24 protein-coding genes and 1 pseudogene are annotated in these 20,389 nt (G+C 61.1%); 13 read left to right on the top strand and 12 right to left on the bottom strand.

Features of this window, described 5'->3' with window-relative positions:
• Window positions 1-128: 128 nt before the first annotated feature.
• Window positions 129-584 (top strand): glucosaminidase domain-containing protein, encoded by a 456-nt coding sequence (locus ACK6AU_RS26430; RefSeq protein ID WP_185699899.1) that lies wholly within the window; start codon window positions 129-131, stop codon window positions 582-584.
• Window positions 578-1,048 carry a hypothetical protein gene (locus ACK6AU_RS26425; protein ID WP_185699898.1) on the top strand — a complete coding sequence of 157 codons (471 nt, stop codon included), beginning with the start codon at window positions 578-580 and terminating at the stop codon, window positions 1,046-1,048. The genes ACK6AU_RS26430 and ACK6AU_RS26425 overlap by 7 nt, the downstream gene beginning before the upstream one ends.
• A gap of 67 nt (window positions 1,049-1,115) precedes the next feature.
• Here ACK6AU_RS26425 and ACK6AU_RS26420 read toward each other — a convergent pair.
• Both ACK6AU_RS26420 and ACK6AU_RS26415 read right to left on the bottom strand, forming a co-directional pair.
• Window positions 1,116-2,557: pseudogene (locus ACK6AU_RS26420) on the bottom strand (alpha/beta hydrolase).
• Window positions 2,554-3,225: a helix-turn-helix transcriptional regulator gene (locus ACK6AU_RS26415; RefSeq protein ID WP_409302397.1), complete on the bottom strand. Its 672-nt coding sequence runs from the start codon at window positions 3,223-3,225 to the stop codon at window positions 2,554-2,556. The pseudogene ACK6AU_RS26420 and the gene ACK6AU_RS26415 overlap by 4 nt, the downstream one beginning before the upstream one ends.
• Before the next feature lie 217 nt (window positions 3,226-3,442).
• Between ACK6AU_RS26415 and ACK6AU_RS26410 the strand changes: the two genes are divergently transcribed.
• Together ACK6AU_RS26410 and ACK6AU_RS26405 are read left to right on the top strand one after the other, a co-directional pair.
• The gene (locus ACK6AU_RS26410) at window positions 3,443-4,852 is read left to right on the top strand and encodes an MFS transporter (protein ID WP_409302395.1); all 1,410 of its coding nucleotides are present in this window, start codon (window positions 3,443-3,445) and stop codon (window positions 4,850-4,852) included.
• 78 nt (window positions 4,853-4,930) lie between these two features.
• A complete protein-coding gene (locus tag ACK6AU_RS26405; RefSeq protein ID WP_185699895.1) occupies window positions 4,931-5,551 on the top strand; it encodes a trans-aconitate 2-methyltransferase in 621 nt (206 codons plus the stop codon).
• 304 nt (window positions 5,552-5,855) lie between these two features.
• Here ACK6AU_RS26405 and ACK6AU_RS26400 read toward each other — a convergent pair whose 3' ends face one another.
• The 7 genes from ACK6AU_RS26400 to ACK6AU_RS26370 all read right to left on the bottom strand — a co-directional run bounded on the left by ACK6AU_RS26400 (window position 5,856) and on the right by ACK6AU_RS26370 (window position 10,859).
• Window positions 5,856-6,380 (bottom strand): copper chaperone PCu(A)C, encoded by a 525-nt coding sequence (locus ACK6AU_RS26400; protein WP_409302393.1) that lies wholly within the window; start codon window positions 6,378-6,380, stop codon window positions 5,856-5,858.
• The gene (locus tag ACK6AU_RS26395) at window positions 6,380-6,985 is read right to left on the bottom strand and encodes an SCO family protein (RefSeq protein ID WP_185699893.1); all 606 of its coding nucleotides are present in this window, start codon (window positions 6,983-6,985) and stop codon (window positions 6,380-6,382) included. The genes ACK6AU_RS26400 and ACK6AU_RS26395 overlap by 1 nt, the downstream gene beginning before the upstream one ends.
• A gap of 131 nt (window positions 6,986-7,116) precedes the next feature.
• Window positions 7,117-8,070 (bottom strand): alpha/beta hydrolase, encoded by a 954-nt coding sequence (locus ACK6AU_RS26390; RefSeq protein WP_409302391.1) that lies wholly within the window; start codon window positions 8,068-8,070, stop codon window positions 7,117-7,119.
• Entirely contained in the window at window positions 8,067-8,483 is a 417-nt protein-coding gene (locus ACK6AU_RS26385) for an NUDIX domain-containing protein (RefSeq protein WP_185699891.1), read from the bottom strand. The genes ACK6AU_RS26390 and ACK6AU_RS26385 overlap by 4 nt, the downstream gene beginning before the upstream one ends.
• Before the next feature lie 130 nt (window positions 8,484-8,613).
• Window positions 8,614-9,270 (bottom strand): LysE family translocator, encoded by a 657-nt coding sequence (locus ACK6AU_RS26380; protein WP_409302388.1) that lies wholly within the window; start codon window positions 9,268-9,270, stop codon window positions 8,614-8,616.
• An 80-nt stretch (window positions 9,271-9,350) separates the two neighbouring features.
• Window positions 9,351-10,160 carry an AraC family transcriptional regulator gene (locus ACK6AU_RS26375; RefSeq protein ID WP_185699968.1) on the bottom strand — a complete coding sequence of 270 codons (810 nt, stop codon included), beginning with the start codon at window positions 10,158-10,160 and terminating at the stop codon, window positions 9,351-9,353.
• Window positions 10,161-10,253: 93 nt separating this feature from the next.
• Complete coding sequence (locus ACK6AU_RS26370) at window positions 10,254-10,859, bottom strand: TetR/AcrR family transcriptional regulator (RefSeq protein WP_185699889.1); 606 nt, start codon at window positions 10,857-10,859, stop codon at window positions 10,254-10,256.
• A 98-nt stretch (window positions 10,860-10,957) separates the two neighbouring features.
• Here ACK6AU_RS26370 and ACK6AU_RS26365 point away from each other — a divergent pair, with 98 nt between their 5' ends.
• Window positions 10,958-11,182 carry a DUF1272 domain-containing protein gene (locus tag ACK6AU_RS26365; protein WP_185699888.1) on the top strand — a complete coding sequence of 75 codons (225 nt, stop codon included), beginning with the start codon at window positions 10,958-10,960 and terminating at the stop codon, window positions 11,180-11,182.
• A complete protein-coding gene (locus ACK6AU_RS26360) occupies window positions 11,179-12,015 on the top strand; it encodes an alpha/beta fold hydrolase (protein WP_409302385.1) in 837 nt (278 codons plus the stop codon). The genes ACK6AU_RS26365 and ACK6AU_RS26360 overlap by 4 nt, the downstream gene beginning before the upstream one ends.
• Here ACK6AU_RS26360 and ACK6AU_RS26355 read toward each other — a convergent pair.
• Window positions 12,007-12,477 carry a GNAT family N-acetyltransferase gene (locus ACK6AU_RS26355; RefSeq protein WP_409302383.1) on the bottom strand — a complete coding sequence of 157 codons (471 nt, stop codon included), beginning with the start codon at window positions 12,475-12,477 and terminating at the stop codon, window positions 12,007-12,009. The genes ACK6AU_RS26360 and ACK6AU_RS26355 overlap by 9 nt on opposite strands.
• A 680-nt stretch (window positions 12,478-13,157) precedes the next feature.
• On the opposite strand from ACK6AU_RS26355, the gene ACK6AU_RS26350 reads away from it, so the two are divergent.
• From ACK6AU_RS26350 to ACK6AU_RS26320, 7 genes are all read left to right on the top strand, one after another.
• On the top strand, window positions 13,158-13,643 hold the full coding sequence (locus tag ACK6AU_RS26350) for a MaoC family dehydratase (RefSeq protein ID WP_185699885.1): 486 nt from the start codon (window positions 13,158-13,160) through the stop codon (window positions 13,641-13,643).
• Window positions 13,644-13,783: 140 nt separating this feature from the next.
• Window positions 13,784-14,062 carry a hypothetical protein gene (locus tag ACK6AU_RS26345; protein ID WP_185699884.1) on the top strand — a complete coding sequence of 93 codons (279 nt, stop codon included), beginning with the start codon at window positions 13,784-13,786 and terminating at the stop codon, window positions 14,060-14,062.
• A 9-nt stretch (window positions 14,063-14,071) separates the two neighbouring features.
• Window positions 14,072-14,767 (top strand): SDR family NAD(P)-dependent oxidoreductase, encoded by a 696-nt coding sequence (locus ACK6AU_RS26340; RefSeq protein ID WP_409302380.1) that lies wholly within the window; start codon window positions 14,072-14,074, stop codon window positions 14,765-14,767.
• The gene (locus ACK6AU_RS26335) at window positions 14,764-16,119 is read left to right on the top strand and encodes an ANL family adenylate-forming protein (protein ID WP_409302378.1); all 1,356 of its coding nucleotides are present in this window, start codon (window positions 14,764-14,766) and stop codon (window positions 16,117-16,119) included. Before ACK6AU_RS26340 ends, ACK6AU_RS26335 begins: the two co-directional genes overlap by 4 nt.
• Window positions 16,120-16,141: 22 nt before the next feature.
• On the top strand, window positions 16,142-17,854 hold the full coding sequence (gene cmlS / locus ACK6AU_RS26330) for a chloramphenicol-biosynthetic FADH2-dependent halogenase CmlS (protein ID WP_185699881.1): 1,713 nt from the start codon (window positions 16,142-16,144) through the stop codon (window positions 17,852-17,854).
• A gap of 95 nt (window positions 17,855-17,949) precedes the next feature.
• Complete coding sequence (locus tag ACK6AU_RS26325; RefSeq protein WP_409302376.1) at window positions 17,950-18,780, top strand: class I SAM-dependent methyltransferase; 831 nt, start codon at window positions 17,950-17,952, stop codon at window positions 18,778-18,780.
• An 8-nt stretch (window positions 18,781-18,788) separates the two neighbouring features.
• Window positions 18,789-19,247, top strand: a complete 459-nt coding sequence (locus ACK6AU_RS26320; RefSeq protein ID WP_409302374.1) for a MaoC/PaaZ C-terminal domain-containing protein — start codon at window positions 18,789-18,791, stop codon at window positions 19,245-19,247.
• 43 nt (window positions 19,248-19,290) lie between these two features.
• On the opposite strand, the gene ACK6AU_RS26315 is transcribed toward ACK6AU_RS26320, so the two are convergent.
• Together ACK6AU_RS26315 and ACK6AU_RS26310 are read right to left on the bottom strand one after the other, a co-directional pair.
• Window positions 19,291-19,737, bottom strand: coding sequence for a GNAT family N-acetyltransferase (locus ACK6AU_RS26315; RefSeq protein ID WP_409302372.1), 447 nt, complete (start codon window positions 19,735-19,737; stop codon window positions 19,291-19,293).
• Window positions 19,738-19,791: 54 nt separating this feature from the next.
• Complete coding sequence (locus tag ACK6AU_RS26310) at window positions 19,792-20,313, bottom strand: fatty acid desaturase (RefSeq protein ID WP_409302400.1); 522 nt, start codon at window positions 20,311-20,313, stop codon at window positions 19,792-19,794.
• Window positions 20,314-20,389: the final 76 nt, after the last annotated feature.

The following is a 20,389-nucleotide window of genomic DNA, read 5'->3' as shown; positions in this document are numbered from 1 at the left end:
TTGTGATGTGGGCCACAGCTTGGGTGGAGCAGGCTAAGAAAGGCGCAGGCAAGGCTCTGGCGCTGATTTATACTCAGCGCCGGAAAATCGCTGGAAATGGAATTGACAGATCAAATGAGGGAAGACCGATGAGCGCCAGACTGTGCAACAACATCAGTGCCGTGACCTTTGTCAGCAAGTACAAGGCCGTGTGCCAGCCGATCGCTGATCAACTGGACCTGCCGGTGGAGAATATCCTCGGCCTGGCGGCCCAGGAAAGCCAATACGGCACCGGGCGCATCGCCCGTGAATTGAACAATTTCTTTTCCATGCACGCCCCGGCCCCGCTGCAGATCGGCGCCGAGGCGCCCCTGGGCAATGCGGCCATCAAGGTGGCCAAGTTCGCCTCCTTCCAGCAGTCGGCCCAATCCTTCGCGCAAAGCTTCGGCGCTTCGGTACGTGGCAAGCGCGAGCCCATGGAATTCGCCCAGGCCCTGGTACGCAGCGGCTATAACAGCGGCGATGCGGCCACCGGCGGGCGCAACGGCTTCGCCAAGTACCTGGCGGACATCATCGTTGCGGTCAGAGGGCGCCTGGCATGCTGAACAACCGCCTGGTTTTCCGGGGGCTCGGCGTGCTTCTGGCCTGCGCGGCCTTTAGCGCCTGCGCCGCTGGTGGCTTGCAACCGACCCAGATCGAGCATTCGGGGCTGACCCGCGAACAGGCCCAGCAGGTGTTGCTGGTGGCCCTCAAGCACCAGGATTACCAGATGGACAAGCCCGGGGTGTTCGTCGATGGCAACCTGCAGGACGAAAACGGCAAGCCACCGCATCCGGGCTACTTCGACTTCAGCCTCGGCTACGAGGATCCCAAGGCCGGCGCCACCGAGTACTGGGGGCTGTTCTCGGTCAGCACGGCCACCGGCGATGTCTGGGAAATCAACAGCTGCAAGCGCCTGGATGGCAGTGAACTGCGGGCCTTGCAGGGCCAGATCATGGGCCGTACCGGCAAGACCCTGGTGGACGAGGAGCCACAACGCCGGGGCTTGGGCTGCGAGGACGAGAAGTAGTGCGGCAGGCGAGTAGGCTGGACGGCGTGCTCGCTTGGTTTCGCCCCCGTCCGGTGTACCCGGCGGGCTAGTCCATATCCGCTTCGATACGCTGGATCAGGTAGGGATAGAAGGGATTGGAGGTCAGGCGCATCAACTCATCCATGGGCAGGACCAGCACCCCCCGTTCGCCACGGGCGGCCAGGGTCCCCAGGTGCACGCCGAAATTCTCGGTGCTGGTGGGCTGGGTGCCATACAGCGCATCGTCCACGGGGAAGGGCAGCGCCACATGGGATAACGAGAACACTTGCGGCGGGTAGGCCAGGTCCAGGGACTGCCGGCTTTCCTGCCGGCTGCCGGCAGCGGTGCTCAACAGCTGTACCGTGTTGTTGCCGGTGTCCTGGTTGCTCAGGATCCGCGTGCTGTAGTTGCGTGGCGGCGGTGGTAGCAGGCTGGCCGCGGAGGTGGCATTGGCCGGATCCAGCAACCCCTCGAAATCCCGGGCACGGTTGAGGTCCAAGAGCACCAGTTCGCTGCCATTGGCCGGCAGTTGCCGATACAGCCCCTCGACCAGGGCCGGTGTGCTGACGGTGGAGTCCACCAGGGACTGGAACGCCAGGATCGGCGGTAACCCGACCAGGCGTGAGTCGTTCGCCAAGGCTTGCAGCTGGCTTTGCAAGGCGTCGGTGAGCAGCCAGGACTGGCGGGCAGCGTTGACCGGGAACGAGTTGTACTTGAACGGGTTGTATTCCGGCCGCAGGTTCAGCCACGCCGTCTTGCTGAAGGCCGGGAACACTGCCGGCCAGGCAGCCAACCCGGCGAAGCGCGCGGAGGCCGCGACCCCGATCATCGGCGAGACCAGCACCAGGCGCTGGGCCTGGGGCAACTGCGGATCGAGCAGGGCATCCAGGGAATACTTGACCGCCAGGGCGCCACCGTTGGAGTAACCCACCAGATGCAGTGGCGCCGGTGCCGGAACTTCGGCCCGGGCGGTGCGCAGGGCCAGGCGCGTGGCGGCCAGCCAGTCTTGCCAGCGGGCATCGGTCAGGCCTGCGGGCACCGTGCCGTGGCCGGGCAGGCGCAGGCCGATGGCCAGATAACCGTGCTCGACATAGCGCTGGGCGATGTGCCGCAGGCTGTAGGGCGAGTCGGTAAGACCATGCACCAACACCACCACGCCCCGGGGGTGCCTCTGCGGGCGCAGCAGGTAAGAGCGGTTCCAGTCGGTGGCGAACCCCGGGGGATAGACCCGGCTGTCCTGGCGATAGCGATTGAACGGTGGCACCCGGGTCGGATCCAGCGAGGCGCTGACGGCTTGTTCGACCTCGGCGAATACCCGGTCCTCGGCCTTGAGCCAGCCGGTCCAATCGCTGCGGTCGAGCTCCCCGGCGTCCAGTTCGTGGGGAACAGGTGCCAGGGTTGCAGCGCCGGGCCGCGTTCACTGTCATAGATCCGCCAGGCCGAGAGGGTCAGGGCCGCGACCGTGAACACCAGCGCGCCCTGCTTGAGCAGCCAGGCGAGCTTGCTCATGAGTCGGCGCCCGGGGCGCTGATGCGGTATACGCAGCGCCGGTCGCCGGTGATCAGGTGTTCCATGCGCCGTACTTCGCCCAATTCGCCGATGGCCGCCTGGAACACTTGCAGTTCGGAGCGGCAGAAACCCTGGCATTGCCGCGCGGCGACACAGATCGGGCAGTGGCTTTCGATCAGCAACCAGTCATCGCCTGCGCTTTCCACATGGGCCATGTAGCCGGCCAGGTCACGAATCCGTGCCAGGGCGCGGACCCGTTCTTCCAGGGTCGACAGCGGGGCGCAGGTGGCCAGGTACTCGGCGTTGTTGATCCGTTCCATGTCGCTGACGATGCGCTCGACACCCTCGGCGCCGAACACTGCGCGGATCGAGTCGATCAACTGCAAGGTCAGGTTGGCGTGGGTATCGGGGAAACGCGCCTGGGCCTGTTCGGTCAGTACCCATTTCTGCGACGGACGTCCGGCGCCCTGGGCCGGCATCAGTTGGCCGGCGATAAGCTGGCTATCCACCAGCTTCTGCAACTGTTGACGGGTGGCCTCCAGCGACACCTCCAGCAGTGGCGCCAGGTCGGCGGTTTTCAACGGGCCGCGGGTTTTCAGCAAAAACAGGATCCGCTCGGCGGTGGCGCCGGGGTTTTTCTTGTCGGCCGGGGAAGACATCGTAGACATGCTGGACCATTGACCAAGGGGCGATCGGGAACATTCGAGTGCCTGCGCAACGCAGATAGCCGGGCAAGCATACCAGGCTCCACCGGCCTGGCCCGGAGATTGTCCGTTGTGGGTTCGCTAAGAGCGGGGCGTGGTCGATGTTGAAAAAACCAATTATCAAAGCAATTGCTTGTGTAATACAGTGCGGCCTTCTCGAACAACCAGACAGGAACAAGCCATGGCATCGACAACGGGCTGGTCGGCACTGCTACTGGGCAAGAATGGGCTGCGCTCCGCAGCCCTGGCCGGGGGCGTCGCGCTGCATGCAATCAACATCTACCTGGTCACCACTTTGCTGCCGTCGGTGGTGCAAGACATCGGCGGCCTGGGCTACTACGCCTGGAACACCACGCTGTTCGTGGTCGCCTCGATCATCGGTTCCGTGCTCTCGACCCGGGCCCTGGCAGTGCTGGGCCCGAAGCTGGCGTATGCCCTGGCGGGCCTGGTGTTCATGCTGGGCTGCGGTTTGTGTGCGCTGGCGCCGGACATGGCCTGGCTGATTGTCGGGCGCAGTGTCCAGGGGCTGGGCGGAGGCCTGTTGTTCGCCTTGCCCTACGCGATGATCCGCCTGGTGTTCGATGAACCGCTGTGGCCCCGGGCGATGGCGCTGATCTCGGCCATGTGGGGCATGGCTACGCTGATCGGGCCGGCGGTGGGTGGGGTATTCGCCGAGCACGGCAGCTGGCGTGCGGCATTCTGGGTACTGTTGCCTTGTACCTTGCTGTTCATGCTGCTGGCCGTCGCCCTGTTACCGGGAAAGAACGGCGAACCGGTACCACGTACGCCACTCCCCGGACTGCAGTTGGTGCTGCTGACGGTCATGGTCCTGGCGATTTCCGTTGGCAGCATCAGCGCCTCGGCGCTGTACAACGTCCTGGGGTTGGCCGTGGGCCTGGGCCTGTTGCTGGTGGTGGGGGCCATGGAGAACCGTTCGTCTAAACGCCTGTTGCCCCGTGGCAGCTTGAGGTCCGGCAACCTGTTGCTGTCGCTGTACCTGTCCATGGCGTTGCTGGTGGTGGGCATGACCAGCGAGGTCTTCGTGCCATTGTTCCTCCAGGTGCTGTATGGCCAGACGCCGTTGCTGGCCGGTTACATCGCCGCCTTGATGGCTGCGGGCTGGACCCTGGGAGCGCTGGCCAGCTCCGGGCTGGGGGCGGGGGCTGCGGCCCGTGCCGTGGCCAGCGCGCCGTTGCTGGTGGTGACCGGGCTGCTCCTGGCCTGCCTGGCCATGCCCGCCGCCAGCAGCCTGGCGAGCCTGGGGGCAATATGCCTGGCCATGGTGCTGGTGGGGGTCGGTATTGGCCTGGCCTGGCCGCACCTGCTGGCGCGGGTGCTGGAGAACGCCCCGGCCGACCAGAAGGAGCTGGCCGGAGCTTCGATCACCACCGTGCAGCTGGTGGCTACAGCGTTGGGAGCGGCGCTGGCGGGGATGATCGTCAACCTGGCGGGGCTGGGTAGCGGTACTGACCTGGCCGGGACAGCCCGGGCGGCCGGCTGGTTGTTCGGCTCGTACGCCGGGCTGTCGTTGCTGTTGTTCGTTTCGGTGCGCCAGGTACGCCGCGCCCCGCCTGTGGTCGTGCAGCTCTAGTGGCGAGGCTGTTGCAGATTGTGGCGGGAGCGTCATCGGGGTTTAATCGACGCCTTTTCTTGTGATTGCAGGTTCGCCATGGATGACTCCGCCCGCCATATCGTCGACTTGTACCAGCGCCATGCCACGGCCTGGGACCAGGTTCGCCGCGCCAATACCCGTGGCTTTCAGTCCGAGCTGGCCTGGTTGCAGCGCTTTCGCCAGCTCATGGGCGCTGGGCGGCAGGTGCTGGACCTGGGCTGTGGCGGCGCCGAGCCGTTGGCGAGTGACCTGATCGAGCATGGCTGCGAGCTGACCGGGGTCGACAGCTCCAACGCATTGCTGGATCTGTGCCGGCAACGACATGGCGATCAGCGCTGGATCCATGCCGATATGCGCGACCTGGCCCTGGGTGAAGATTTCGACGGCATCCTGGCCTGGAACAGCCTGTTCCACCTGGCGCCGGACGATCAGCGAGCGATGTTCGCAGTGTTCGAACGCCATGCCCGTCCGGGTTGCGCGCTGATGTTCACCAGTGGCCCGGCCGCGGGCGAGGCCATTGGTGAGTTCGAGGGGGAGGCGCTGTACCACGCCAGCCTCGATCCCGGGGAGTACTGCACGCTGCTCGACACCCATGGCTTCGAGGTGGTCCGGCATGTCAGTGAAGACCCCGACTGCTGCGGGTTCACCGTATGGCTGGCGCGGGGCCTGGATTATTAAGGCTCAGATAATCCCTTGTTGCCGGGCGATGCTGTGCAGGCAGAGGCCCAGGGCGCGCCTTTCACAGTCGTCCGGATTGAAGCCGAGGAGCCATGGCTCGGATCAGGGCGCGAAAGAGCCTGTCGCTGCGGTCCAGCTCCTCCGGGTTTGCTTCAGCACCGGGTCCAGTGGTTTTCCGGTCCCGTGCTCACTGCGATAAAGCGTCATCAACTCCACCTGCGGCAGGGCGGTCTTGCCGCTGTGAGTAGACACAAAAAAGCCGCTGGCCTTGGCGGGACAGCGGCTTGTTTCAAGCCGTGCAGGCTCAGTGCTGCATCTTGCCGTGGTCCATCGAGCCATGATCCATCGAGCCATGGCCCATGGCGCCGTGGTCCGGTGCGTTGAGAGCACGAGCCTCGGCGTCGACCTTGATGCTTTCCTTCTCGCCCTTGGCGTTTTCCACGGTCAGGGTCAGCGGTACCTTGTCGCCGGCCTTGATCTGGCCTACCAGCTCCATGAGCATCACGTGGTAGCCCTGGGTGTCCAGGCTGACCTTCTGGCCGGCCGGCAAGTCGATAGCCTGCACCTGCTGCATGCTCATCACGTCGTTGTGCATGCTCGATTGATGGATCTGCACGTTCTTGGCCACCGGCGACTGCACTTGCACCAGCTTGCTATCGCTGCTGGCCGTGATGTCCATGAAGGCGCCGCTGGCGTGCTGGCCGGCGACGGTGGCGCGGACCCAGGCGTTGTCGACCTGGGTCGCAGCGCTGGCGGCGTTGGCCAGGCCCAGCAGGGAAGCCAGCAGCAGGGCAGATTTGAGACGCAATGAACGGGGTTGCAGAGTCATTAACAGACCTCCATGACGGTGAGCAGATCTTCCGCGCACTCCTGGGCGTTCAGGGACTGGGACAGGCCCAGGCGCAAGGTGCCGCGGGAGTCGTAGACGAAACTGGTAGCGGTGTGCGAAAGGGTATAGGTGTCGCCGCTGGGGATCTTTTCATAGAACACCCCGAATTCCTTGGCCGTGGCCGCGGTTTCTTCCAGGCTGCCGTACAGCGCCTCGAAGCTCGGATCGAAGGCCTTGACGTAGGCATCCAGCACTGCGGGAGTGTCGCGCTCGGGATCCAGGGTGATGAACACCACCTTGAGGCGATCGCCGTCACGACCCATCAGCTTCTTGGCCTGCGCCGCGCGGGCCAGTGTCGTGGGGCAGACGGCCGGGCACTGGGTGAAACCGAAGAAGATCATCGGCATCAGGCCACGGTAGCTGGACAGCGATTTGGTTTCGCCCTGGGAATCGGTGAGCTTGAAGGTACGACCGAGAATCTGATTGCTCAGGTCCTTGCCGTATTTGAAAGACAGCCGGGGACTGTTGTCACAACCGGCCAGCAGGCCCAGGCCGAGTACTCCGGCGCTGGTGAGCAGCGTGCGGCGAGTCAGTAGAACACTCATGAAATAACGCCCTTTGAACAGCCAGACAGGCAAAAAACCCGCGCATGGTAACAAACGGACGGCGAACACGGCGGGCTAATTAGACCAAGGCCTGCGGCCATCGGTCGCAGTCCATGGCCCGTGCCGGGCACTCACCCGCACTTGTCGCCAGGGGATGGCAACTGGCGCAGCCAGAGGGCGATGTCCTCTACCACGGTGGGCATGTGGCTTTGTCCGTGGTGATCGTCGAAGCGATGGCCCAGCCCGGGATAAGACCGAAAATCCACTCCCGGGCGGGCGTCCCTGCGCAGTTGCTCGATCATCGCCACGACCGCCGGCACCGATACCGACTGGTCGGCCATGGCCTGGATGATCAGCGCGGGGCTATGGCTATCTTGCAGCAGGGCCAGTTGATCAAGTCGCAGTACCTCTTGCCACCAGCGGGCACCGTGGCCACTGGCTCGCAGGTCGGCCGGTGGCTGCCCTTGCACCTGTTGGATGAAAGCCTGCAAACCCTGGCGCGCTTCGGCTTTTTCCGCCACCGGCAGATCGCTGCTATCGACGCTGTGCAACAGGTCGTCGGCAAACCACTGGCCACCGCCATTGAAGGCCACGGTGGCATCGACGACACCTGGGCGTGCGGCCAGGGCATGGGCGATCACCGCGCCTTCGCTGCCGCCGAGGGCAATTACCGAGGCGTAATGGCGTTGTTGGCGCAGGTGCTGGATCACCGCTTGCAGGTCGTCCGTGCGCTGCGTCGGACTGTCGTGCTCCAGGTAGGCCTGCGGGCAATTCGCGCGTTCGGCGTCCTGGCTGTAGGGCAGGGTTGCCTCGAGCCCGTACTTTTCCACGGTCAGTACATCGGCCTCGGGCATCGCCTGGGCCAGGAGGGGGATGCTCGTTATGTGGCTCACGCTGTTGCAATCCGAACCCTGGAGGATCACCAGCAGCGAGCTTGACGGCCCGGATGGCTGGCGTTGCTGCAGGTAATAGCTGATTGACGAGCCATCGGGCCGAAGCAGGTGCTGTGGCGCTGGTTCCACGGCCCTGGCCAGTCCGCCAAGGCCCAGCAGCACGACGAGGATCCAGCGACCTGTGCCGATCAAGACTCCACCGCCGCGATCTGCACCAGCGCCCGTACCGCGGTGCGGGTGGCCTGGGTCAGCGGTTGCGGCAGGCGATCGAGTTCGAACCAGGCGATCTCGCTGTGCTTGTGCGGTTCGAGGTTGCAAGGCGCCATGGCGGGCGCCGAAGCCAAGTACACCGGCGCCACCCAGTGTTCGCCGCGCTGCGGGTCGATCTGGTCGACCACGCATAGCAAGCTGACACCCTGCAGCGTCAGCCCCAGTTCTTCGAGAATCTCTCGGCGCATGGCCTGTTCCACCGGCTCGAGCCAGTCGACCTTGCCTCCCGGCAGGCCCCAGTGTCCGGCCTCGGGCTCTCGCAGGCGCTTGACCAGCAGCAGTCGACCGTCGCGCACGATGGCGGCGCCGCATCCCAGGCGGGGTTCTTGTGGCATGGCGGTTCTCCTCGGAGGGTTGGACGGGGCGGGCACCGACGGCCCAGGACGACAATATCGGTTAGGGGTATGACAACCCTGCTGGGCTTTGTTGTTCATTTGTAATCGGGCGCGGCCATTCCACGACGAGTCAGCAGCGCAGCCCGATTCCCCACAACCAGCAAGTGCGTACCAGCATCGCGCCCAGTACCCCCAGGGCCAGGAGGATGAGCAGCGCCCCGGTGCAGCGCTCGAACCACGGCAGGGCCCGGGAAAAGCGTTGGCGGACCCGGGCATTGCCGATGGCCACGGCCACCAGTACATCCCAAGCCAGTACCGCGCTGAACATCCACAGACCGTAGGCCAGCTTCCAGCCATTGCCGATCCCGGCACCGACCAGCGATGCCAGGCTGGCGTAGAACAGTGCGTTCTTGGGGTTGAGGATGCCTGAGAGGAACCCCATGCCCAGTCCGCGCCACCAGCCGGCCCGGTCCTGGCCATGGGACGTCACCGTGGTCAGCGAACGACCGCTGGCATGGCGGATGAACAGCCCACCCACGTACAGCAAATAGGCACAGCCGGCCACTTGGATTACCAGGAACAGCAGGCCGTCCGGGCGCAATACCGAGACGCCGGCAAATGCCAGGACGATGAATACGCCGTTGGCCAGGGCGATTCCCAGGCAGGCCCCGGTGGCCGATCGCCAACCGGCGGCCATGGACATGCGCGCCACCAGGAAGAAATCGGGGCCGGGGGAGAGCAATGCGAGAAAGTGCGCGGCGGCCACCAGCAGGAACTGTTCGAACATGGGCAAGACTTCCACAGAGCAAGAGGGGCAGGAAGTCTGCTTGGGGCCACGGGCCGGGTATTGAAGAAAATTGCGCGGCCTCAGGCCTTGTACAGCCCTGGGGTGACGCCGACATGGGCCTTGAACACCCGCTGGAAGTGCGCCTGGTCGGCGAAACCCAGGCGTTGCGCCAGGGCCGCCGGGGCCTCGCCGGCCTGCAGTGAGGATCGAGCCTGGATGATCCGCTGGTTCAGCTGGAAGGCGTGGGGTGTCATTCCGGTGGCGCTGCGAAAGGCCCGGATCAACTGGTAGCGGCTGATGCCGGCCAGTTGCGCCAATTCTGCCAACGGGCTTGCCGCTTGCGGGGCCTGGCGCAGGAAGGCCACGACCCGGCGGACTCCGGCGCTGGCCTGGGCAAGGTCCGCGGCCAGGGCGAGCGTCGGTTGCTCCCGGGTCGAAAAATCACCGATGAACTCGATCAGCGCTGCTTCCTTGTCCTGCCAGTTGGCGGCGGAAAACAACAGATCGTTGAGCCGACAGAAGCCTTGATAGAGCCGCGGGGTGTCGCTGAGCAGGATCTGGCGCCTGGATATGGCTGGGTCGTCGAGCTGCTCCTGGCGCAGGGCCTCCACCCAGGCGGCATCCAGGTGCAGCATCTGGTAGCTCCAGGCCGTGCCCGAGCGAGGATTGCAGGCGTGCACGCAATTGGCCGGAACCCACACCACACTGCCGGCGCGGATCAGCGTCGGCCCCGCTGGGGCTCCCGTGAAGATGCTTTCGCCACGGTCCACCGCGCCAATGGAGAGCGTGGGGTGGCTATGGGCCTTGTAGTTGGCGCGGCTGTCACAGGCCCGGCGACTCTCGACGTAGGGCAACTGTGGATCGCGCCAGAACTGGGCGGTGCAAGACATCATCGGCAGGGCCTGGGCAGGGGGTGGGCGATCAAGACTAACGCTGATCGGTGCCCGGCAGAAGCTCGCTCGTCGAGGTTTCCGAGGCCGAGGTCAGTGGCCATTGGGCTTCAGGCTAGCGAAGAAGTCGTGGACGATCAGTTTCATTTCGCCCGCGGCCTGGAGCTTGTCCTGGGCATCCTTGATGCTGATGGCCGCCTGGGTGAGGAAGCCGTAGACCAGGTTGGTCAGGTTGTTCGGGTCGTAGGGCTTGACCCGCCCGGCGGCGTGCAGCTCATGCATCAGCTTGGCGATGTGGTGCAGGGTGTAGCGGGAGTCGATGGCTTTCCAGTCCTCCCAGCCCAGCACACTGATCACTTCCTGCAACGACAACAGCTGCTTGCGGTGACGCATCACTGTATCGATGAACGCCGTGGCCAGTAGCTGGGCACGTAGCCAGGGGTCCTCCGTCACCGGCACCTGGTCCAGGGCCTGGGCGATCATCTGCATCTGTCGTTCATAGCACTGGGCGAGCAACTCCTTCTTGTTGGCGAAGTGGTGGTAGAACGCCCCCTTGGTCACCCGCGCCTGGCTGGCGATGCTGTCGATGGAGACTGCGTTGTAACCATGGGCGATGAACTGCTCGCGGGCGCTGTCCAGCAGGGCATCGCGGGTCAGTTCGGAGTTTTCCTGTTGCCGGCTCTTGACATTCATACTCATGCCTTTTTACATACTGTCGGTATGTAATGCTAGCACGCGGCGCTCGCAAGTACAGGACGCTGCTTCATTCAGGTTCGTCCAGGAATGCAGAGGTATCCATGCTGAAGATGAAAACCCGTTGTCAGGCCTGCGCCAGCGCCTTGAGCGATAGTGGCGGGGCGTACATCTGCTCTTATGAATGCACGTTCTGTGAGCCTTGTGCCGTACGGTTGGCCTATCGCTGCCCGAACTGCGCCGGCAACCTGGTGCAACGGCCCTGGCGCACTCGCCAACCCGCCCGGGTGCTGGTCGATCGCCTGTTCAAGCGGGGAGGGCGAACATGAGCCGCGAGGTGGAGATTCAATGCGCCGACGGCGTCGTGCTGCCGGGTGATTACCATGATGCCCAGGGGCCGGCGCAGGGAGTGATCCTGGTGTCCGGCGCGTTGGGCGTGCGGCGCGGCTTCTACCGGGCTTTTGCGACCCTGGCCGCCGAGGAGGGTTTCGATGTGCTGCTGTACAGCTATCGCGGAACACAGGATGAACCGCCCTCGGAAGCCCGATGTTCGCTGGCCGACTGGGGAGTGCAGGATATCAGCGCCGCCATCGAATTCTGCCGTGCCGAGCGTCCGGCCATGCCGCTGTACTTCGTCGGTCACAGTATCGGCGCCCAGTTGCTCGGGTTATCCCACGCAGCGGGGCAGTTGCGGGCAGCGGCCTTTATCTGCGGATCATTTCCCTATTGGAAGCGTTGGACAGGGCTCGAACGGCTGCGCATGGGCTTGCTGTTCGGCCTGCTGATTCCGCTGGTTGCCAGGTTCGGCGCGACGTTTCCGGCGCGGCTGCTGGGCCTGGGCAACCAGAACCTGCCGAGCCGGCTGATGCTGGAGTGGTCACGCTGGGTACGGGAGCCCGACTACCTGCTGGCCGAACGCTTTGGCCTGGCCCGGCGGGGCGGTTACGCCAATCTGGCGATTCCGCTGGTCAGCTGGGTGTTCGACGACGACCACTATGTGCCCTGGGTCGCCGCGCAGCGGATGCATGACGCCTATGCTGCGGCCGCATTGCAGGTCAAGCGCACGCCACGCAGTGCCGGCCCGGTGGGGCACTTCGGTTTCTTCCGCAGTACGGCCCTGCAGGGCGAACTGCTGCAACAACTGCGGAGTTTCTCAGGTTAGGCATGGCTGGTTGGCGGGTTGCGGCACATCGATCACCGCCAGCATGTCGTCACCGTCCTTGTCCATGCCGGTCTCGACGAAACCGAAACTGGAGTAGAAGTTACCGGCTACCGGGTTCTCGGGGTGGTAGCAGATCTCTATCTGCGCCAGGCCCTGGATGTGTCGCAGCTCCTCGAGCAACAAGCCCAGGGCCTGGCGGCCGATGCCGCGATGCTGATGCTGTTTGTCCACCATGAAGCGCCATATGGAGACTTTTCCCGGACTCTCGGCGCTCCACAGGAACAGGCCGACGGGGGCGTCCTGGTAGTAGATGGCGCGGGCAGTGCAAGTCGGGTTGTAGCTGGCCTGCACCAGCGACCAGAGGTTGGAGGCGACGTAGGCTTCCTGTTCCTCGAACACTTCCAGGTCGCAGATTCGTTCGTAGTTGGTTTGATCGACAGCAGTGAGCTTTACCTTGGACACCTTGAATTTCTCTTGGGCTGGCAGGGGGCGCAACATAACAAAGGGTGAGTTCTGCCGCATCCACGACCTGACGGGTCTTCCAGGGTATTTTTCCAGCTTGATGATTTCTGCTCGATCTCGCCTACGCTCGCCCATCGTGATTATCAACATTCTTCCATAATTGAGTGGGCAAGCCTGGAAACCAGTATCCGAATCATTCCTCGCCTTGAATCGACGCAATGCAACGAGTGGCGATGAGAAGTGCGGGCTAGAGCGTCAACAGTCGAGCTGACAATACGGATGATTAGTATCCTTTGACATAACTATTCTTCCGCGATCGGCAAGTCTTTCCCCTGAGTTTGCCATGCTTGAGCCAGCATACCGTTCATCGAATAATCATGCGTCCATAAGAAAAAAACAGTCATTGCCCATTGGTTTGATCTAAACAAAGATGGGCATTCAACACCCGTGATTAGTACTGAAACGATACATCTTATTTGGTGAAATTTTTTCTTGACATGCCTGCAATTCCAAGCAGAAGGTATCAGCAAGAGGTCTGGTCCCGACTCTTTTTGTAAATCTCAAGCTTTAGCTTCGCTCAGTACGTAGAGGGTAATTAACCATATAGTTAAAGTTTCACCAAGGGACTGCATGCAACCTGCCCGAAGGGTTGGTTATTAATGGATAAAGGAAATATCAAGATGAAGCTGTCGACGTTTTCCACTTCTATTAATGAGCGTTATTTCGAAGATTATATCGAAGGCTCGGTATTCGAGTATGGTCCATTGAGGGTCGGTGAATCCGAGATCATAGCGTTCGCCAAGCAATTCGACCCGCAAATGATGCACCTCGATCCGCAGGCTGCGGCAAGTGGTCCTTTTCAAGGATTGATTGCCAGCGGATGGCATACGCTGGGCCTGATGATGCGCCTGTTCGTTGATAACTATCTGTCTTCCGTGGCAAGTCGTGCCTCACCTGGGGTCGATGAGATACGTTGGTTCAAGCCTGTTCGTCCTGGTGATCGACTGCGGTTGCGGGTTTCGATCCTGGAAACCAGGCGCTCTCGTTCCAAGCCCGATCGGGGCATGGTCGTCTCCCTGCTCGAAGGCATCAATCAAGACGATGAAGTCGTGGCGAGCGTGAAGCCGATGAACTTCCTGGCACTGCGCGACCCTGTCGCTCAATAGAACTTCTATTTCAGATCCTGTTATTGGGCGCAAGCGGCGTGATTTCTTGTCGCTGACTCGACATTACTAACCTGAGCATTTCAACTAATGCACTATGGCGAGGTGAGAACATGCCAACCAGAGCAGATATCGATAGTGTCGTGAACCAGTCACTGGCCGAGAGCATTGCCAGCCAGAGCAATGGCCTGTCGGTTGAAGACATGAGCAAGATAACCATATATGGAGTGGATGGCCTGTTCGACTCCCTGCAGTTGGTGACATTGATGATGCGAATTGAAGAGTTGATCGCCGACAAGTACGACTTGTCTGTATCACTGACGTCCGATCGTGCTATTTCGCGGAAAGTAAGTCCATTCCAAAACCCATCGACGCTGGTCGAATTCATCATGGAAGAGATACCCGCTCTAGAAGCCAGCTAGGCAGCTTTTATGCTGATCCTTGTTACGGGAACGCGTACCGGACTAGGTCGAATGTTGGTCAAGCATCTGATCGGGAAAGGGCATACGGTCATTGGTTGTAGTCGCAGGGAAGCAGCCAAGATGCCTCCCGGCTACATGCATTTCAATGTTGACCTGACTGACTCCAGATCTGTTTCAGCAATGTTCCATGCAATAAGGAAACGCTATGGATTTATCGATGCGTTGATCAATAACGCGGGTGCATCCGTCATGGAGCCATTTCTGCTGAGCGACTTGGACAACACCAAAAAGCTCTACGACCTGAATGTATTCTCAGTCATGCAGTGCTGCCGTGAGGCGGTGAAGTTGCTCAAGAACAGCAGTGGTTCGGGGGCAATATTGAATATCTCCTCGGTTGCGGCTTTGTTCTCCCTGGAGGGGCAACTTGCCTATGCAACCAGCAAGGCGGCCATAGAGCAGTTCACTCGTTCTCTAAGCCGGGAAATCGCCCCCTTGAATATCCGCGTGAATACCCTGGGATTGCCCCCGCTGCGAACAGCGCTTACCAGGACCCTGGGCAAGGACAAGATCGACGCACTCATTGCCCGCCAGGCCATCAAGCGGCCCTGTGAGTTCCAGGATGTGGTCGGGCCGGTGGAGTTCCTTATTTCCGAGGCGTCGGGTTTCGTATCCGGTGAGACGCTCTATCTAGGAGGGGTCAGATGATCAATTCAGCTTGGCTGCGCGGCCTGGAAGCTAGGGGCGTTCGTCGAGCACTGGTGGATGGGGACATCGTGCTTTCGTACATGCAGGTAGCGCAGAAGGTCAGGGATCTGGCCACGCATTTCATGCAGTCCGGCATCGCGCCGGGGCACGTGGTGGTGCTGCATGGGAATTATTCGGCCAATGGGGTCCTGGCCTTGCTGGCCTTGGCTGCCATCAAGGCCATCGTTGCGCCGGTCTCGAACCTGACGTCCTCGGTCGAGGAAACTCTGAAGGTGGCCTGCGATGCAAGTTTCATGGTCAGGGCCTTGGATGATGTAGCCGTCGAGCCTTGCCCAGGCCAGTCCCGGCACCCTTTGTATTGCTCTCTCAAGACCCGTGGCGCCGCTGGATTGATCCTGCTTTCCAGCGGCAGTACCGGAAGACCGAAGGCGATTCTGCATGACCTGGACAAACTGATCGCTGAAAAAGACAAAGAATCCAGGGGGCGGCAACTTGTGGTCATCCTGTTTCTGATGTTCGACCACATCGGCGGCGTGAATACATTAATCAACATATTGTTTTCCGGTAATTGTGCGGTCGTCGTGAGGGAGAGAACGCCGGATGCCGTGTGCCGGGAGCTGGAGATGCACCAGGTGCAGGTCTTGCCTGCCAACCCGACATTCTTGAACCTGTTGCGCCTTGGGGATTTCCACCAACGCTACGACTTGTCGGCATTAAGGCTCATTACTTACGGCACGGAAGCCATGCCAGCGCAGCTTCTGGTCTATTTGCGAGAAATATTTCCCCGGGTGCGGCTGCTCCAGACTTTCGGCACTTCTGAAACAGGAATAGCCGGGACACAGAGCGCTTCTTCGCAAAGCACGCGCTTCAAGATCGTCGACGAGAGTTTTGAATATCGCATTGTCGATGGCGAACTCCAGTTGAAGTCACCGAGCCAGTTCCTCGGCTATCTCAATGTCGAAAACACTTCGCTGACAGAAGATGGTTGGTTCCGCACCGGGGACCTGGCCGAGTCGGGCAGTGACGGAGAAATACAGATCCTGGGGCGGATGAACGAGGTGATCAACGTCGGCGGAGAGAAGGTCCTGCCGATTGAGGTCGAGTCCTTGCTTCTTGGATGCCCATTGGTCCAGGACTGCCTCGTATACGGGATCAACAACGCTATTACCGGCCAGGCGGTAGGGGTGAATGTAAAACCGGCGTACCCGATCAGTGCCGAGGGTTTGAGAAAGGCAACCCTGGATTTTCTCGCAGGCAAGCTGGAGCGATTCAAGATGCCCGTGAGAGTCAGGATGGTTGATGAAATTGCTGTTTCGGAGAGAGCGAAGAAGAAACGCAACGTCGAGCGTTAATTGGACTTGAAGGAGAACAGGAATGTTACCAGGCAATGTAGTCATCATTGGTGGTGGGCCGGCCGGGTCGGTGGCGGCGCTGACTCTGCTTAAGTTGGGACACACGGTCACGATCTATGAAAAAGAGACTTTTCCCCGGTACAGGATTGGCGAGTCGTTTCTTCCTGGGACCATGTCGATATTCAACAGGTTGGGCTTGCAGCCACTCATCGACGAAGCCCAGTTCGTCAAGAAGCCTTCCGCGACCTTTCTCTGGGGACAAAACCAGCCGCCATGGACCTTTTCCTTTTCAACCCCGAAGAGCACGGCTGAATGGGTTTTCGATCATGCCATCCAGGTCAAGCGAGAAGTGTTCGACCATTTGCTCTTGAAGGAGGTCATGGCCCGAGGCGGGACGGTCCATGAGGGGGCGGCGGTAACCCATGTCGATTTAAGCGATCCTGAGAGGGTCACTCTGGAAGTGCGCCAGGGCGATTCATCCTCGACGGTATCTGGCGACTACCTGATCGATGCGTCAGGTGCCAACAGCGTTCTCGCCCGGCAACTGAAAATTCGTCGTTATGACGAGTTCTATCGCAATCTTGCTGTGTGGTCTTATTTCTCTTGCCCCGATCCGTTTCAAGGAGACTTGCGCGGCACGACCTTCTCGATAACTTTCGAAGATGGCTGGGTGTGGATGATTCCGCTTGAGGGCGATATCTACAGCGTCGGTGTGATCGTCGATATCAGCAAGGTGGGCGAGATAAAGGAAGTCGGGCCGGATGAGTTCTATAAGCGCACGCTGGCCAAGTGCGTTCGTGCCAAAGAGTTACTGGGCGATTCGCAGCAGATCGATCAGGTCAGGGTCGTTCGCGACTGGTCATACGACACCAGCACCTTTTCCAGCGGGCGTTTCTTCCTTTGCGGCGACGCGGCCTGCTTCACCGATCCGCTGTTCTCGCAGGGCGTGCATCTCGCCTCACAATCCGCAGTTTGCGCGGCTTCGGCGATCGATTACCTGTCCCGGCATCCAAGCGAAAGTCCCCAAGTCCATGAGTGGTACAAGAGCACTTATGGCGAAACCTATGAGCAGTACCACGAATTCCTCGCCTCTTTTTACACCTACGCCTCTTTCACCGAGCCCGATTCCGAGTTCTGGAGCAAGCGCAGGATAGTGGAGAGCGAGGATGATCGTTTCAATCGCCGTCAATGGTTCGATCAACTCTGCGACAAGGCAGGCGGGGCGGAGTGGGCGATCTCGGACTTCAAGGACCGGGCATCCACGATGATTGCCCTTGGTCGACATCAGCGTAGTGAACTCTCCGACGAGTTTTCCGATGCGGAGCTGACGCCAATGAGGGTCGGCTGGATTGGCAAGTTGCTGAAGCAGTTGTCCAGCATATCCGAGTTCAGCTGGAACGGCGGGGCGGTCACCTTGCAGGACTACTACAAGGTCAATCCTCTGGATTTCAAGCTTGAACCCAAGGAAGTGCTATCAAACGGCGAAAAACGCATGACCAAATATGCCGCCAACTCCAAGGTCAGGGAAATATTCTCCGACTTGATCAAGGAGAAATTCGACTACAAGACCTTGATCGGTCGATTGAATGCTGCTGGTTACTCCGAACATGCCTTGCAGATGGTCATACGCCTTTTCGAGGCGGGCCTGTTGTCGGGCAAGAACCTGAGGGGGGAAAAAGTGCATATACAAGACCGCCTGCGATTCGATGGTGTAGGTATCGAGTACGAAGTTTGAATCAAGCGGCCGCTCGTCATGCTTTCCCGAGCGCAGTGCCCATGGGCGATCACGAGTGATCTGTTTCGGACATTTTCAATATCCCGGAGATCCAGATGAAAATCGATCAAGAGTTTGAGAAACACTATTCCAGGCCCGACCTGGAACAGAAGATCTTCTCTGCATTGCGCGCCAGCGGGAAAGATCCGCAAAGGCTGGATTTCGAAGACCTGGCGCCGGTGGATGAAATCCACATCGGCGGGCGTCAAGCCACTGCCGACCTGGCCGACAAGCTGGGGCTGCACGAGGATATGAAGGTCCTTGATGTCGGCTGCGGGCTGGGTGGGGCGACCCGCTACTTTGCCAGCACCTTCGGTTGTGAAGTCCATGGCATAGACCTGGCGCCCGACTACATCAATGCGGCCTCTACATTGGCTGCCCGTATAGATGGAGGGCTGAAGGTCAGTTATCAGCAAGCCAGCGCCCTGGCGCTGCCTTTTCCCGATGATTTCTGCGATGTGGTGACCATGCTGCACGTGGGGATGAACATCGCTGACAAGCCGCGGTTGTTCGAGGAAGTCCGCCGAGTACTGAAACCTGGCGGCAAGCTCGGGATTTACGACGTGATGCGGGTCGGGGAGGGCCAGGTTCTCTATCCGGTTCCCTGGGCATCGAATCCCAGTACGGACTTTGTCGCGCCTCTGTCTGAATACCTCACGCATCTGAAGCAGGCGGGGTTCACGGTGGTCAGTGAAACGGATCGCTGGGAGTTCGGCGTGGCGTATTTCGATGATTTGAGAAGCCGGAACCTGAAGCAGGGGGTATCGCCACTTGGACTGCATATTTCATTTGGCGCCACTGCCATGCGGCAGATGGTCAATATTTCAACGCTGATCAAGAACCGGGTGCTCAGCCCCGTTGAACTTGTCTGCAAACTTGGCGAATGAGGCCGGCCATGACTGATCATGGAGACTTGTATTTCGAAGACTTCGCCAAAGGGCAGGTCTTCACGCTGGGCAGTGCGCAGGTGACGCAAACAGGCATCATCGATTTTGGTCGTGAATTCGATCCACAGGCATTCCATGTCGACCCTGTCGCGGCGCTCGACTCACCGATGGGAGGGCTGGTCGCCAGCGGTTTTCATACGCTTGCCCTGAGTTTTCGGCTCTTCATCGACTTGGGGTTGCTCAGGGCCTGTAGCGTGGGCGGCGCGAGCTTGAATGATGTGCGCTGGCTAAAAGCGGTGCGTCCGGACGATCTCATCAGCGGGGCGGTAACGGTTCGTGACGTGCGCAATATCCCCTTGCCCGGTAATCGGGGCCTGGCGCAGTTTTCGTTCGAGATCATCAATCAGGCACAGGAGCGTGTCTTGTCTTACCTGGCCACGATTGTATTGAAGGGACGAGAGTCCTAGCGGTTGGGTCGAGCCAGGTAACAGGGCAGGCGAGGGGGCTGGTTTACATCAGGGCCAGCTCCATATCCCAGCAATCCAGGCCTGGCCCATGCCCGTCTGGCGTCACTTCCAGCAGCACGAAACCCAGGCTGGCATAGAAACCCTGGCTGTGCTGGCTGGTGCTGATGCGCACCGCGCGGGCCTGGCCCTGCTCGCGAATGGCTCGTAGCCGCGCCTCGGTCAGCAAGCGTCCTATGCCCTGGCCGTGCAGCGCCTGGTCGACCATGCCCCAGCACAGGCTGGCGGTGCCGGTTTCGGGGTGCAGGGCATGGCCACCACAGGCGACGATCCGCCCATCGCGTTCGATGACCAGCAGGTTGGCTGTCGAGCGTTCGAGGAAATGCAGGAAGTCCGGGCGCTCCAGGGGATCGAAGAAGGCCGGGGTATTGCTGTCGAATAGTTGCAGGCAGGCGTCCAGGTCATGGCTGGCGAAGGGACGTAGGAAGGTCATGGCGTTTATGCTCGGCGAAAGATCCCGGATATTCGGGATCTTTCGCCGGTGCGGTCAAGTGCGGTGGTCGAAGAAGTGCCCCATCAGCTTCAACAGCGGCCGGCGTCGGTTGGTCCAGGCGAAATCCCACTCGCTGACCTGCGAATCCCCTGGATGATGCTCATGTTCGTGCAGCAGTTTGTGGGCTTCGGCCAGCCGGTACCAGGGCACCGAGGGGAAGGCGTGGTGCACGATGTGCAGGTTGAAGTTGAGGATGATGAATCGCGACCAGAGCGGCAGGCTCTTGCAGTCGTGGGACACGACATCCTGTTCCCAGTACTGCAGGCGGTCGGCGTCCTTGGTTTGCAAGGGTGCCTCGGCGTGGTGCGGCAGGTTCAACAACTCCACCATGAAGAACAGGAACAGCCAGATGATGAGGTAGAACATCACCAGGTCAGCCAGGTGCCCGAAGTACAGTGCGACCCCGGCCATGGCCAGGTAAGCCACCAGGTACAGGCGGGCGCGGAGGGGTTGCCTGTGAATCCGCCGCCAGCGTTGGCCCCCGGGCCGGGGGGCGCCAGGCGGCCGCCGCCGCACGCGGGCACGGGGGTGGCCGGCCGTCGGGGGAGCCAGGTTCCCGCGGCAACCCCAGGAGTGTTCCTGGTTTTTTGGT

Source organism: Pseudomonas sp. KCJK8993, from assembly GCF_046230915.1.
Lineage (GTDB): Bacteria > Pseudomonadota > Gammaproteobacteria > Pseudomonadales > Pseudomonadaceae > Aquipseudomonas > Aquipseudomonas piscis.
This window is presented reverse-complemented; position numbering and strand designations above follow the sequence as displayed.